The 14,565-nt window shown below is 40.2% G+C and carries 15 protein-coding genes and 4 tRNA genes; 16 read left to right on the plus strand and 3 right to left on the minus strand.

Annotated elements, in window-relative coordinates; genetic code table 11:
- The coding region (locus tag H5079_RS02410) for a transposase (protein ID WP_182683343.1) at positions 1-678 on the plus strand (678 nt) is incomplete at its 5' end.
- Positions 679-985: 307 nt separating this feature from the next.
- On the plus strand, positions 986-1,600 hold the full coding sequence (locus H5079_RS02415; RefSeq protein WP_182683344.1) for a Fic family protein: 615 nt from the start codon (positions 986-988) through the stop codon (positions 1,598-1,600).
- Here the strand turns inward: H5079_RS02415 and H5079_RS02420 are convergent.
- The 3 genes from H5079_RS02420 to H5079_RS02430 form a co-directional block, all read right to left on the minus strand.
- Positions 1,593-1,745: a hypothetical protein gene (locus H5079_RS02420; protein ID WP_179808264.1), complete on the minus strand. Its 153-nt coding sequence runs from the start codon at positions 1,743-1,745 to the stop codon at positions 1,593-1,595. The genes H5079_RS02415 and H5079_RS02420 overlap by 8 nt on opposite strands.
- Before the next feature lie 141 nt (positions 1,746-1,886).
- A tRNA-Pro gene (locus tag H5079_RS02425) sits at positions 1,887-1,963 on the minus strand.
- Between the two features lie 124 nt (positions 1,964-2,087).
- The gene (locus tag H5079_RS02430; RefSeq protein WP_011328552.1) at positions 2,088-2,711 is read right to left on the minus strand and encodes an arylesterase; all 624 of its coding nucleotides are present in this window, start codon (positions 2,709-2,711) and stop codon (positions 2,088-2,090) included.
- Here H5079_RS02430 and H5079_RS02435 point away from each other — a divergent pair, their 5' ends adjacent.
- From H5079_RS02435 to H5079_RS02500, 14 genes are all read left to right on the plus strand, one after another.
- Positions 2,712-3,425, plus strand: a complete 714-nt coding sequence (locus H5079_RS02435) for an ABC transporter ATP-binding protein (protein WP_011328551.1) — start codon at positions 2,712-2,714, stop codon at positions 3,423-3,425. It begins immediately after the preceding gene.
- Positions 3,415-5,916 carry an ABC transporter permease gene (locus H5079_RS02440; protein ID WP_182683345.1) on the plus strand — a complete coding sequence of 834 codons (2,502 nt, stop codon included), beginning with the start codon at positions 3,415-3,417 and terminating at the stop codon, positions 5,914-5,916. Before H5079_RS02435 ends, H5079_RS02440 begins: the two co-directional genes overlap by 11 nt.
- Before the next feature lie 129 nt (positions 5,917-6,045).
- On the plus strand, positions 6,046-6,570 hold the full coding sequence (ruvC, locus tag H5079_RS02445; protein WP_011328549.1) for a crossover junction endodeoxyribonuclease RuvC: 525 nt from the start codon (positions 6,046-6,048) through the stop codon (positions 6,568-6,570).
- Positions 6,571-6,572: 2 nt separating this feature from the next.
- On the plus strand, positions 6,573-7,190 hold the full coding sequence (gene ruvA, locus H5079_RS02450; RefSeq protein WP_011328548.1) for a Holliday junction branch migration protein RuvA: 618 nt from the start codon (positions 6,573-6,575) through the stop codon (positions 7,188-7,190).
- A gap of 7 nt (positions 7,191-7,197) precedes the next feature.
- Positions 7,198-8,205, plus strand: coding sequence for a Holliday junction branch migration DNA helicase RuvB (gene ruvB, locus H5079_RS02455; RefSeq protein ID WP_011328547.1), 1,008 nt, complete (start codon positions 7,198-7,200; stop codon positions 8,203-8,205).
- A 1,061-nt stretch (positions 8,206-9,266) separates the two neighbouring features.
- The gene (gene tolQ, locus H5079_RS02460; RefSeq protein WP_041454480.1) at positions 9,267-9,971 is read left to right on the plus strand and encodes a protein TolQ; all 705 of its coding nucleotides are present in this window, start codon (positions 9,267-9,269) and stop codon (positions 9,969-9,971) included.
- Positions 9,958-10,389, plus strand: coding sequence for a protein TolR (gene tolR / locus H5079_RS02465; protein WP_041454479.1), 432 nt, complete (start codon positions 9,958-9,960; stop codon positions 10,387-10,389). Before tolQ ends, tolR begins: the two co-directional genes overlap by 14 nt.
- A 4-nt stretch (positions 10,390-10,393) precedes the next feature.
- Positions 10,394-11,299, plus strand: a complete 906-nt coding sequence (tolA, locus tag H5079_RS02470) for a cell envelope integrity protein TolA (RefSeq protein WP_011328544.1) — start codon at positions 10,394-10,396, stop codon at positions 11,297-11,299.
- Positions 11,300-11,308: 9 nt separating this feature from the next.
- Positions 11,309-12,667, plus strand: coding sequence for a Tol-Pal system beta propeller repeat protein TolB (gene tolB, locus H5079_RS02475; RefSeq protein ID WP_011328543.1), 1,359 nt, complete (start codon positions 11,309-11,311; stop codon positions 12,665-12,667).
- Positions 12,668-12,702: 35 nt separating this feature from the next.
- The gene (gene pal, locus H5079_RS02480) at positions 12,703-13,245 is read left to right on the plus strand and encodes a peptidoglycan-associated lipoprotein Pal (protein WP_011328542.1); all 543 of its coding nucleotides are present in this window, start codon (positions 12,703-12,705) and stop codon (positions 13,243-13,245) included.
- 13 nt (positions 13,246-13,258) lie between these two features.
- Positions 13,259-14,005: a tol-pal system protein YbgF gene (ybgF, locus tag H5079_RS02485; RefSeq protein ID WP_182683346.1), complete on the plus strand. Its 747-nt coding sequence runs from the start codon at positions 13,259-13,261 to the stop codon at positions 14,003-14,005.
- A 179-nt stretch (positions 14,006-14,184) separates the two neighbouring features.
- A tRNA-Lys gene (locus H5079_RS02490) sits at positions 14,185-14,260 on the plus strand.
- Positions 14,261-14,338: 78 nt separating this feature from the next.
- Positions 14,339-14,414 (plus strand) — tRNA-Lys (locus tag H5079_RS02495).
- Between the two features lie 69 nt (positions 14,415-14,483).
- Positions 14,484-14,559 (plus strand) — tRNA-Lys (locus H5079_RS02500).
- The last annotated feature ends 6 nt before the right edge of the window (positions 14,560-14,565 follow it).

Here is a 14,565-nt window from a genome sequence, read left to right on the forward strand (position 1 = left end):
AAAGGCACTGTACTCACTAACAAATACCTGCAAGGCGAAGAGCTAAGCAAAATTGAATGGCTACTGTTAAATGAAACAATCAGTGAATACCGAGAACGCTTAGCTAATATCAGTTGGTTTATGCGCTTATTAAATGAAGACATTGCGCGCAGAGCTAATAAAGAAGATAACTGTACCGGACGGTTTTGGGAGGGACGTTTTAAATCACAAGCCCTCTTAGATGAAGCCGCATTAATCGCCTGTATGGCATATGTTGACTTAAACCCAATAAGAGCAAAGGCAGCAACAACACCAGAAACATCAGAGCATACCAGCGTAAAAATACGCATTGAAAGTGCCACTGCAGGTAAGCAACCGGAGCAACTCCTGCGCTTTTCAGGTAAACCAAAAAAGCAAATGGCAAAAGGATTACCGTTTGAGCTTAAATCTTACCTTGAACTAGTAGAATTAACCGGGCGTTGTATACGCGAAGGTAAAGCGGGCTATATCGAAAGCAGCACTTTACCCCTGTTACAAAGAGTAAACATTACCCCCGAAAACTGGCTAAAACTCACCACGCAATTTAGTCGCGTATTTCATGGTGCAGTAGGTCGCCCAGCGTCACACGAAGGATACTGCGAACACCTAAACAGAAAGCGGCGCACCAACGTTAGTAACTGCGAAAAGCTACTGGCTTAAAATTTTACTTCAAAAACTCTCCGTAATTCCCTTCACTGTGAAAGCACAGTATTTCGCATGCCTAAAAAATGAATGAAAAGTAGGTGAAAACGATGTTATTTGAGCTAGCGGAAGCATTTTGAATATTTAGGACACTTTAAGCCAAACGATATTTATCTTAGTAAAAATTAAAGCGATTAATTATTAGAATGGGTGTCACATTAATTTTTTATTGTCAGTTTCGACTAATATCAAATGGACAACGCTAAAGGTTACTTGCATTGGTTGTTAAGCACTTTTACACTAATCATTTTACTGGCGTAATTAAATGACTAAATACGAGACTGATTCTATTGAAGCGCAATATCAACTAGGATCTGAAAAACTAGTTTTAGCGAACAAGTTAGCGATTGTTGATGTAGCAGAAATGGATGATGTTGAGGCTATCCTTTTAGTTAAACTATATGAAAAAATATTTACAACGCCAGACACAGAAAATGATGTTTTTTCTTTTCAAAATGTTGCTAATTGGCACAGACAGTGGCTAGGTAATGTATATGAATGGGCAGGTAAAATAAGAAGTATTGATATGGGCAAAGGCGGATTTCAGTTTATGTCGCCTTTACAAATTGAAAAAAATATTAGGTTATTTGAAGATGAGTATTTATCTCGATTTAATAACTTACCAGAAATGACAGATGAAGAGTTTGTCTCGTTTATAGCGCAGAGCCATGTTGAGTTTATTTTAATTCATCCATTTCGTGAGGGTAACGGTAGGATAAGCCGTCTTTTAATGGATTTTTTGTGTAGCAAAGCAGGTAAAGGAACACTTGATTATAGTTTGTGGGATGAGCATAAAGACTTTTATTTTAAGTCAATTCAAGCGGGTGTAAACAGAGATTACCAACATATTGAAAGGCTTGTAAGGGATATAATTAAATAGCGAGTGAAAGAGACTCGTATTTGAGTTTATTTGCTTTTAGTTTTTTCTCAATTGTTTTAACTGTTGCACCAGTTTCGATGGCCGTAGAGCTAGCAACAGATCTTAAAATCATACTTTTTGTGATTTTTTTCTTATCTTTACTCATAATTGCCACCTCGTATAAATATATATCTGTAATTAACCTTACACCTAGATACTCGTGTTATCAATTAAAGTTATAAGTATTTTTTATGATAATATTGAAGGCTCGAGATTAAATTTGATTCTGAAATTAGATATTATTAATTGGTCGGTATGGAGAGATTCGAACTCTCGACCCCTGCCACCCCATGACAGTGCGCTACCAAGCTGCGCCACATACCGACTGAGGTTGCAATAGTACGTGTATTTTTTTAAAAATCAATAAGCATTTGTTTGTTTGGGTGTTTTTTGCGCAAGCAGGCTGAAAATAGTTTCCTTGCGCAATTAAAAGTAGTTAAGCATGGCGCTAGTCTTTATTTAACCAAAGTTTGATCGTGTTATACATTTCGTCTCGTAGTATTGGTTGCGCAGTTTTGTTAGGGTGCAAGTTATCGTTTTGCATTAAGTCGTTTTGCCCAGCAACTTTAAGTACAAAAAAGTCCATAAGGTAAGCGTTTGTATTTTTACTTACTTGTGTAAAACTATCGGTAAACATTTTGCTGTAACGTGGCCCGTAATTAGGGGGAATATAAATTTCCATTAAAGCGCTGGTGGCATTGGCTGCTTGGCTTTTTTTGATTAATTCGGTTAAGTTAGCTTGTAGCTTACTCACCGGAAAACCACGTAAACCGTCGTTTGCGCCCAGCTCAATAAGTACATGAGTTGGTTGATACTGCGCTAGCAAAGCATCTACACGGCGCAGTGCGCCACCGGTTGTTTCGCCACTAATACTGGCATTAATAAGTTTGATATTACTTTGCTCAGCATCGTATTTATCTTGTAACAATTGTACCCAGCCTTGTTCTTGTTTAAGTCCGTAGGCTGCGCTTAAACTGTCACCAAGTATTAAAATGGTGTTATTAGCTGCTGCACTTAGTGGCTTGATAACTAAAAATAAAATGAATACAAAACGTAGGATTGAATGAGTCATATGTCAGCGCTTTCTCAATTAAATATAATTCAAGTAAATGGTTTGTCTAAAGTGGTATCTACCTTTGAAGGTGAGTTGCCCATCCTCAGCGACATCAGCTTTAATGTCAAGCATGGCGAATCTGTTGCGGTAGTGGGCACTTCTGGTTCTGGTAAATCTACGTTACTTAGTTTGTTAGCTGGGCTTGATACGGCGAGTGGCGGTGAAATATTTTTAGATGGCGAGCCGCTACATAATCTCGATGAAGAAGCGCGTGCTGGGCTGCGCGCCGCAAAAGTAGGCTTTGTATTTCAGTCGTTTATGTTAGTACAAAGTTTAACAGCGCTTGAAAACGTAATGCTACCCGCTGAACTTGCAGGGGAGCGCGACGCTAAACAGCAAGCACTTATTTTGCTAGAAAAGGTAGGTTTGGGTCATCGCATCGACCATTATCCGTCGCAACTCTCTGGTGGTGAGCAGCAACGCGTTGCTATTGCGCGGGCATTTATTGGCACACCAAAAATACTGTTTGCCGATGAGCCTTCGGCAAACCTAGACAGTAAAAACGGTAAAATGATTGAGTCGTTATTATTTGATCTAAATTCGCAGCACGGTACTACGCTTATTTTAGTAACGCATGACGAGGCACTTGCACAAAAATGCCAGCATATTATTCAAATTGAAGGTGGCCGATTAGTAGAAAACTCAGCAGAGGAAATAGCAAATGTGGGCTAAGTTAGCGCTTAAGTTATTTTCGCGGGAGTTTCGCCGTGGTGAGCTTACGGTGATAAGTGCGGCTATAGCGCTTGCGGTACTTACCGTGCTTACTTTATCTATGGTTACCGAGCGTATTGCACAGAGTATTGCGCAAAAAAGTAGCGCCTTTATTGCCGCCGACCGAGTGCTTGGCAGTAATCACGTAATCGACACTTCTTATATAGCTAAAGCAGAGCAACAAAATTTAAAAACCGCACAAATGCTTTACTTCGACACCATGTTATTTGCCAACGACGAAATGCAATTTAGTTCGGTAAAAGCGGCTTCAAGTGGTTACCCGTTAAAGGGGCAACTTAAGGTTAAGTCGAGCCTAAATGGAGAAACCGAAGTTGCTAACGGCGGACCAACACTTGGCAATGTGTGGCTTAGCGAGTCGGTATTTTATAGTTTAAATATAGATATAGGCGATGTAGTAGAGCTAGGTGCTGCATTATTTAACGTTGAAAAAGTAATTGTAGAAGAGCCCGACGCGCCTTTTAATGTGTTTTCGAGTAGCCGCAGGGTGCTTATAAACATTAACGACGTGGAAAAAACAGAAGTAATACAACCGGGTAGCCGAGTGTTTTATCGTCAGCTTTATGCCGGCGATGAAAGCGATATAAATAGTTTTTACGATTGGCTAAAACCGCAGTTAAAAGAAAACCAGCAATGGTATGGCGTAAAAGATCGCCAATCGCCAATATCTAATAGTTTAAACCGTGCAGAAAGCTTTTTGTTGCTAGCAGGTTTGCTGGGCATTATTTTAGCCGCAGTGGCAATTGCGGTGTCTGCAAAGCGTTATTGTGAACGCCAATACGACCCAGTTGCTATGATGAAAACCTTAGGTGGTAGCCGGGCAATGATCCGCAAAATTTACCTTACACATCTATTAATGGTGTGTTTAATGGCGGTAACAGTGGGTTTATTAATTGGCTATGGTTTACAAGAAATTGCGACACATTATTTAGCAAAAAGCATGGGTACAACGTTGCCAATGGCGGGTTTTAAGCCGTGGTTAGTGGCAATTAGTACAGGTGTAATTTGTGCTGTGATGTTTTCTATCAAGCCCTTATTTGATTTATTTGATATTCCGCCATTGCGAGTGCTGCGTCGTAACTTAGGCGATAAACTAGCGGTTAGCCGGGTGCACTTAGCTATGAGTGCGTTTACCGTGTTTTTACTCATGTGGCTATTTAGCAATAATATAAAAATTACTCTGATTTTGTTTGCCTCAACCCTTACTTTAATTGGCGTGTTGTTTTTGGTGTCTAAAGTTATATTTGGTGGTGGCCGTAAATTGGGCTTAAAGCCGGGTAATAGTTGGTCGCTGGCAATTGCGTCAATTCAAAAGCGTGCAAATGTGAATGCAGTCCAGCTGATCAGCTTTTCCCTCGCTATTAAGCTATTACTATTTTTAGTGGTACTTAAAAACGACATGATAGCCGATTGGCAGTCGCAGTTACCAGACGATGCTCCCAATGCATTTTTAGTCAATATTACCCAAAACGAACTTGAGCCAATTAATACTTATTTGGCACAAAAAAACATTCAGGTATCGGAGTTTTATCCCACCATTCGTGGCCGGGTAAATGCGGTAAATGGCGAGCTGGTAGCGCGAGAAGTATCATTGCAAGACAACGAGAAAAAAGATGAAGAGGCACGCGCTGGTATTGGTCGCGAGCTAAATTTAACCTGGCTTGAAACGCCGCCAGCGCAAAACGAAATAGTGCAAGGGCAGTGGTTTAATGAAAACACATTAGCAGAGGCATCTATTGAGGAGTCTATGCTTGAGCGTTTAGATGTTAAACTTGGCGACACGTTAACGTTTTTAATTGGTGCGCAGTCGTTTGACGCTAAAATTACCAGTGTGCGTAAAGTAAACTGGGCCACCCTTAAGCCAAACTTTTTTATTATTTTAAGCCCTGATGTGCTCAAAGACTTTCCGGCAACGTATATTTCGTCGGTACGTATTGAGCCTGATCAAAAACGCGACTTTAGCCAATTGCTGCGCAGCTATCCAACGGTTACCGCCATAGATGTAGGTAACTTTGTTAAACAAATACAATCAACCATAGAGCAAGTGTCACTTGCAATTGGCTTTGTACTTACTATTGTGGTGTTGTGTGGTGCACTGGTATTAATATCGCAAGTGCAAGCAAGCTTAGGCGAGCGCATGCAAGAAATTGTAATACTGCGCACACTTGGTGCAAAAAGCCGGCTTATTAAAAACGCTACTTTATATGAGTTTTTATTGCTTGGTGGTTTGGCCGGCTTAGTTGCCGCTTTTTTTAGTGATATTGCACTATTAGTTGTACAGCAGCAGTTATTTGATCTGGCGGGTAAATTACATCCACATATTTGGATAATAGGACCGGTGGCAGGTGGAGTGTTTGTAGCGGGGTTAGGCTATTTTATGATTGCTCGCACACTTAAGCAAAACACCCAAGGGCTGGTGCGTGCGTTAGGTTAAGTTGCCAATATTTAAGCAAAAGGAAAACGCCCACTTAAGTGGGCGTTTTTGTTTTATTGTTACTGGTAATTTATACAGTGCTCTGGCATTATTAGCCTAATTAACGAATAACAATAATGAGAGTGCTTTTTGGCCATAATTTTAGGGATTGATCCAGGCTCACGCTTAACTGGCTACGGTGTTGTAGCGCATCAGGGGTCTAAATTCACTTATTTAGGCAGTGGTTGCATTAAATTAGCGGATCATGAGTTTCATATAAGACTTAAAATGATTTACCAAGGCATTACCCAGCTTATAGAGCAGTTTTCGCCAGAAACCTTCGCGATAGAAAAAGTGTTTATGGCGCACAATCCCGACTCAGCCTTAAAGCTAGGCCAAGCACGTGGTGCTGCTATTGTAGGCGCTGCAATGGCCGACTTACCAGTATTTGAATACTCAGCAAGGCAAATAAAACAAGCCGTAGTAGGCAATGGTGGCGCCGATAAAACTCAAGTACAGCATATGGTTAAAAACATTTTAAAACTACCTGGTACGCCACAAGCCGATGCCGCCGATGCACTGGCTATTGCTATTTGCCATGCGCACTCAGAACAAAATTTAATAAAACTAGCGGGTAGCGCAAGCAAAACCGTTAGAGGACGTTTAAGGAAATAACTATGATTGGTCGCTTAAATGGTATTTTAGTAGAAAAACAACCTCCCGAAATATTATTAGAGGTAAGTGGTGTTGGCTACGAAGTGCAAATGCCAATGACCTGCTTTTATGACTTACCTAAAGTTGGCGAAAGTGCCATTGTTTATACTCATTTTGTAGTACGCGAAGATGCACAACTATTGTTTGGCTTTAACAACAAAGTAGAGCGTGCCTTATTTAGAGAGTTATTAAAGGCCAATGGCGTAGGGCCAAAGCTAGGTTTAGCTATTTTGTCGGGTATGTCGGCGCAGCAATTTGTAAGCTGTGTAAATAACGAAGACTCCACAAGCTTAGTTAAATTACCCGGGGTAGGTAAAAAAACCGCCGAGCGGCTAGTACTCGAAATGAAAGACAGATTAAAAAATTGGGGCAACGATTTATTCACCCCTTTCAGCGACAGTGCGGTTATTGAGCCGTTTAGCGACGCAACAATTGCTAATAATGCCGCCGATGATGCTGTGTCGGCTTTGGTGTCGCTAGGTTATAAATTGCCACAAGCGCAAAAAGCAGTAAAATCAGTAAGTAAACCCGATATGTCTACTGAGGTTCTTATTAAAGAATCTTTAAAATCAATGCTGTGAGTAACCTATGATCGAAGCTGATCGCTTAATTGACGCGACTGAAAAACCCAACGAAGACTCTATAGACCGTGCAATTAGGCCAAAATTACTCGCCGATTACCGTGGTCAACCGCATGTTAAACAGCAAATGGAAATTTTTATTGAAGCGGCCCGTAGCCGAGGCGAAGCACTCGATCACCTGCTTATTTTTGGCCCACCAGGTTTGGGTAAAACTACATTAGCTAATATTGTTGCCAACGAGCTGCAGGTAAATATAAAGGCAACCTCAGGGCCAGTGCTCGAAAAAGCCGGTGATTTAGCCGCATTGCTAACCAACCTTGAAGAAGGTGATGTATTATTTATTGATGAAATACACAGGTTAAGCCCACAAGTTGAAGAAATACTCTACCCAGCAATGGAAGACTACCAACTTGATATTATGATAGGTGAAGGCCCAGCAGCACGCTCGATAAAATTAGATTTACCCTCGTTTACGCTTATTGGCGCAACGACTCGCGCGGGTTCGTTAACCTCGCCACTGCGTGACCGCTTTGGTATTGTGCAGCGCTTAGAGTTTTATTCAGTAGAAGACTTATCGTACATAGTAGGGCGATCGGCGCATTTTCTTGATTTAGAAATGTGCGACGAGGGTGCAGTTGAAATTGCTAAACGCTCACGCGGTACCCCCCGTATTGCCAATAGATTACTACGCCGAGTGCGTGACTACACCCAAGTAAAGTCAGACGGTACGGTAAACGCCGAAGTGGCAGAGCTGGCACTTAATATGATAGATGTAGATAAAAGCGGTTTTGATTATATGGATCGTAAGTACTTACTCGCCATTATAGAAAAATTTATGGGCGGCCCAGTTGGGCTCGACAATATAGCTGCAGCTATTGGCGAGGAAAAAGAGACTATTGAAGATGTAATAGAACCCTTTTTAATTCAACAGGGCTTTATTCAGCGTACACCCCGTGGACGAATAGTGTCAGACAACGCATATCATCACTTTGGTTTACTACCAAAGCAAGACTAATAAAAAGCTTTACCCAATTTAAAAAGCCATTGCGATTAATTAATTGCAATGGCTTTTTAGTTTATGCTTAGCCGTGTTTTATGTTGCTTTGCGCTGCCGTTATATTCATTCTATAGGCACGTTATTGGCGCTATACTTGGTGAGTTTTAATGTGGTTGGTATGCGTACTTAAATTTAGCAATAATTCACGATGCGTTAAGTCAATCAAGGTTATTGTGCCTGCGTTATATTGCTGGTGTTAACTAATAGGTGGCTTGCTGTGGCGCACTAGCTTAGGCTTTATGCAATTGTTATAAACGCTAAAGTTGTGATGTTAACTTAATACCTAGGTATTAATGTTATGAAGATTATTTATGGGCAAAAAAAAGCCCGCAAATAATGCGGGCAAACAACAAGTTGAAGGAAGTAATCTTGGGAACTCTATTTTACTTACTTAGGTTTTATCCTAAAAAAGTAAAACAATGTAATACGATGAAATGTCATATTACGAAGAACTGGGTGCAATGAAAACTTTCATTTAATGCGTTAGTTCGGTATGAGGTAATAATACCGAAGAGTTGTTTTTTGTTCAAACTAGAAAATTTATAATTTCAGATAAAAAAAACTAATCTGAATGCTTTTTATGAATGTTCAATTATTGCACGTTAATTAATCGTTAACATTATAACTTTATGAAATTATTTGCTTATATTGTATTTTACAGTAAATTTCGGTATTAGTTTTACTATTACGTTAAAGTAAACCTTAGGTTGTTTTGCGTGCTTATGCTTATATTTTGAATAAACAGCTAATTTAACTGAGTGTTACCTTTATAATAGCGCATTAATAAACACTAATATTAATTACGCAATTATAATAAACGGGTTATTTTACGGTTTAATAAAAATAAAAGAATTTTTTAACGTTTTTTGTTGTCTATTCATAGCAAGATCGTTGTAAGCGGGAAATACACTATATACACTAGCTACAATTTTAGACGCTTACCCTTTGTAGTTCTGGTGTAAGGTCATATTATCCAAATAAATCAATTTGATGTGTTTTTAATTTTTTAGGAGTTTAACGTGGGATCAGGGCTTAATTTTTTAGATCTAATTCTAGAAGCAAGTTTGCTTGTGCAACTAGTGATGCTAGCGTTAGTAGCGATGTCGGTAATGTCGTGGGCTATTATTTTTCAGCGTAAAAAAGCAATCTCAGACGCTTTAAGCAATGCCAAAAAGTTCGAACAAAAGTTTTGGTCTGGAATTGATTTAAGTAAGCTGTATAGCGAAATTTCATCACGTAGTGGGCAATCAAAAGGTATAGAAGCATTATTTACCGCTGGCTTTAAAGAGTTTGCACGTCATAAAAAAAATACATTTCAAAGTGCTGGCATTGTTATGGAAGGCACACATCGCTCCATGCGCGTGGCGCTTTCGCGTGAGGTAGAAAAATTAGAATCAAGTTTGTCATTTTTAGCAACCGTGGGCTCAATTAGTCCATATATAGGCTTGTTTGGTACAGTATGGGGCATAATGAATGCCTTTATTGCACTGGGCGAAGTTAAGCAAGCTACGCTACAAATGGTAGCACCAGGTATTGCTGAAGCGTTGATTGCTACTGCAATGGGCTTATTTGCAGCTATTCCAGCTGTTATTGCTTATAACCGTTTTGCTAATAAAGTTGAAAAATTAGAAACGCATTACATTAACTTTATGGAAGAGTTTGCTAATATCCTACACCGTCAAGCAGCTACTCAAATAGAGGCCCAAGCGAATGTATCAGCGTAAAAAGCGCCGTCCGGTCGCAGAAATTAATGTAGTGCCTTACATTGATGTAATGTTGGTACTACTAATTATATTTATGGCTACAGCACCACTCATTACTCACGGTGTTAAAGTTGACTTACCAAAAATGGAAGAGTCAGACTTAGTTGATACTAAAGATACGCCACCTATTATTGCCTCTATAGATGCTGATGGCCGATACTATGTAAGCGTAGGCACCGACCCTGAAGAGCCAATGGAAGCGCTAGATGTAGCTGCCGTAATTAAGTTACAGCTGATGAAAAATCCAGATGTACCTGTAATGATAAAAGGCTCGGGCAAAGTGTCATATCAAGAAGTATTACTATTAATGGACTTTTTAAAAAGAGCAGGCGTGCCATCGGTAGGGTTAATGACAGAATCCTTTGAGGGGACGAAGTAGCCTTATGCAAACACCATTAATTAAATCAGTACTTTTACATGTGGCATTAGGTGGTTTTTTGTATGCCACCGCAAATATTCATCCGCCAGCGCCTAAGGTAATGGAAGTTACACTTAATTCGGCTATTCCCGATGTAGATAAAGCGGTGTCTGCGGTAACGGTTGATCAAAAACAGGTTGAGCAAAAAATTGCGCAACTTAGAAAAAAAGAAGACGATCAAAAGCGAGCTGAAGACAAACGTATTCGCGATTTAGAGCGCAGAGCTAGTAATGCGCGCAAAGAGCGAGAATCAGAAGCACGACAAATTAAAAAGTTAGAGCAACAGCGTAAAGCCAAAGAGAAAGAAACGGCAGAGGCGCAAGCGCAAGCTAAAAAAGCACGTGCCATAGAGCAGCAAGAGCGTGCTAAAGCTAAGCAAGCCGAAAAGCAAAAGCAAGAGTCTGAAAACGCTGCAAAGGCTGCCGCTGATAAACGCAAAGCTGAGGAAGATGCGCTTAAAAAAGCACAAGCTGAACGCAAAAAACGCGAAGCAGAAGCCGAACGTAAGCGTGAGCAAGCAATGCAAGAGCAAATGTTACAAGAGCAACTTGCTAAAGAGCAGGCTGCCCGCAGTAAAATACGCCAACAACAAGTAGTGAGTGAAGTAGATAAGTACCGTGCCTTAATAATGGCGCGTATACAGCAAAACTTACTTATTGACGAAAAAATGAAAAATCAGCAGTGCCGAGTTAACATTCGTTTAGGCTTTAATGGCTTAGTAACGCAAGTGACTTCATTAGGCGGCGATAGATTAGTGTGTGAAGCTGCATTAAGAGCGGTGCGTATGGCCGACACATTACCGGTATCAAAAGATAAAGACGTATTCGACCAACTTAAGAATATAAATTTAACAATCAAGCCAGAATTTTAAAGGAATGATATGTTCAACAAAGTAAAAGTAGCCTGTTTAATTTTATTATTGGGTTTTCAGGGCGTTGCAAATGCAGCCCTGGAAATTGTAATAACAGAGGGTATAGATGGCGCACGACCAATTGCTATTGTGCCATTTAAGTATCAAGGTATTGGCCCTATTCCACAAAAGATCAGCGAAGTTATTGCTGCAGATTTAATGCGCAGTGGTAAATTTAAGCCTGTAGATGTAGCACAAATGCCGCAACAGCCAAGTAAAGATAGCGATATTAACTATGCTTCTTGGGTAAACAAAGGAGTAGAGGCGATATTAGTTGGCGAAGTTGAGCAGCAATCTAATGGCCGCTACTTGGTGCGTTATGAACTGGTTGATGTTATTCGTGGGCAAATTACCGGTGGTCAAACGCAAATGATGACTAACGGTAAATTAATTAAAAACCAAGACCATATTTTAGAAGCACGTGAAAGTATTATTAGCGACACCGGCTTTCGTCGTTATTCACACCGTATAAGTGATGTGATTTACGAAAAGTTAACCGGTGAAAAAGGCGCATTTTTAACTAAAATAGCCTATGTTATAGTACGCGATAATGACGACAGACCTTATCAACTGGTAGTTTCTGATTACGATGGTTTTAATGAGCAAGTATTACTGCGCTCTAAAGAGCCGTTAATGTCGCCAGCATGGTCGCCCGATGGCACTAAGTTAGCCTATGTAACGTTTGAAAATCGTCAGAGCCAAATTTACATTCAAGACCTATACTCAGGTAAACGTGAATTGGTTACTAGTTACCCTGGTATTAACGGTGCACCGCAGTTTTCGCCCGATGGTAAAAAGTTACTATTAGTACTTTCAAAAGATAAAACCGGTGCAACCGAAGTTTATTTACTAGACTTAGTAACACGCAAAGAAACGCGTCTTACTCGTCATCGCAGTATAGATACAGAGCCATCGTGGCATCCTAATGGCCAAGATATTGTATTTACATCTGAAAGGGGTGGTAATGCCCAGATTTATAAGTTAAATTTAAAAACTGGCAGAACACAAAGATTAAGCTTTGACGGTGATATGAACCTAGCAGGTTCAATAACACCCGATGGCAAAGAATTAGTGATGGTTAACCGTACCAACGGGCAGTACCATCTTGCTAAAAAAGAGCTGGCTACAGGTGCGTTTCAAGTATTAACACGAACTCGCCTTGATGAATCACCGAGTATAGCGCCAAATGGCTCGATGATTATATATAGCACGCTTCATAATAATAAACAGGTACTTGCGCTGGTATCGATGGACGGTCGCTTTAAAGCACGGTTACCTGTGCTAGACGGACAAGTAAAGGCGCCAGCTTGGTCGCCATATTTACAGTAATAATTGCTGGTTTACTCAAAATAGGAATCTACTCAATGCAACTTAATAAAATACTTAAAGGCCTGCTAATTGCTGTGCCAGTAATGGCTTTAGCAGCTTGTAGCTCATCTTCAGATATAGATGAAGGCGCAGCTAACCAATCAAATCAAGGTATGGTTGAGCAATCAACAAATACTGACACAGTTGAAGTAGCGACAATTTCGCCAGAGCAACGTGCAGAAGAGCAACTTCGTCAAAAATACGAAGCACTTCGTCAAGAGCAAGTAATTTACTTTGATTTTGATAAAGCGACAGTTGAAGGCAAATACGCTGATTTATTACGCGCACACGCTGAGTTTTTAGTTCAAAACTCATCTGTTAAAGTACTTATTGAAGGCCACGCAGATGAGCGCGGTACGCCAGAGTACAATATTGCACTAGGTGAGCACCGTGGCCAAGCAGTTGAAAAATACCTACAAAGCTTAGGTGTTTCTGCAAGCCAAATGTCAGTGGTAAGCTACGGTGAAGAGAAACCTATGGTTAAATCTCGCACTGAATCAGCTTTCGCTAAAAACCGCCGTGCGGTACTAGTTTACTAAGATAAGAGATATTATGAAGCCGAAAATTATTTTGGCAGCCATGATATTGAGCGGGAGCACCCAGTTAATGGCTGCTCCCGCTCCTGTTTCAGAAGCTGCAAGTTCACAATCGAGTATTGAAAAGCGTTTAGCGTCGTTAGAGAGCATGATGCAACAACGTAACTTTTTACAAGTTGAGTTACAGCAACAGCTTAATTTATTGCAAGATGAAGTAAGCCAAATTCGTGGTGTAACCGAAGAGCAAAGTTATAAGCTAGAAAAAGTGCTGCAGCGTCAGCGCGAGCTTTATCAAGAAATTGAAAACCGCGTAAGCCAAGCTTATAGTCAACCGGCTGCCACAGCGCCTGGAGTTGATCACACGCAAGCAAGCGATACTCAGACATACAGTGCCGATTTATCTGAAAACGAAGCATACGAGCGTGCTGTTGCGTTAATAATGAAAGATAAGCGCTATGATCAGGCGATCCCAGAGTTTCAAACTTTTTTAACTACGTACCCAAATTCTGTGTATGCATCAAATGCACATTATTGGCTTGGGCAGCTGCTCACGATAAAAAATAACCCAGCTAAAGCAACGGAGCATTTTAAAGTGGTGGTTAATGAATTTCCAAATTCAAATAAGCGCCCAGATGCCATGTTAAAGTTAGGCACTTTGCTACAAGAGCAAAATTTAGCAGCCGAAGCGCAAAAAATACTGAACGATTTAATTAATCAGTATCCAAGTACCACTGCTGCAAAATTGGCCACAAAGCGCTTATAAAATTAATACAAGAGACTTGATTAGGCTGCTTTTTGTCATAAGCGGTCTAAAATTGTTCAGCTAAGCATAAAAACTTAAAAAAAGAGACAATTTCGGTTGCACTCATTTTATAAATAAGTATTATAAGCGCCCGCAGCAAACGAATGGTTACCCCACTCGAAATGCGACAAAAATAGAGCGGGTCATTAGCTCAGTTGGTAGAGCAGTTGACTTTTAATCAATTGGTCGATGGTTCAAATCCATCATGACCCACCATTATATTTATAGTAATAATGGTCTATTATCGGCGGATTTACGTAAGCTTAATTAATTATTAAATTAAGTACCCAGAGCGGGGCATTAGCTCAGTTGGTAGAGCAGTTGACTTTTAATCAATTGGTCGATGGTTCAAATCCATCATGCCCCACCATTCTTTATATTTAAGAATGGCTGGAATCGGCGGATTTACGTAAGCTTAATTAAATTAAGTGCATAGAGCGGGGCATTAGCTCAGTTGGTAGAGCAGTTGACTTTTAATCAATTGGTCGATGGTTCAAATCCATCATGCCCCACCATTCTAT

The sequence above is a fragment of the Pseudoalteromonas sp. SG44-5 genome (assembly GCF_014164175.1).
Lineage (GTDB): Bacteria > Pseudomonadota > Gammaproteobacteria > Enterobacterales > Alteromonadaceae > Pseudoalteromonas > Pseudoalteromonas nigrifaciens.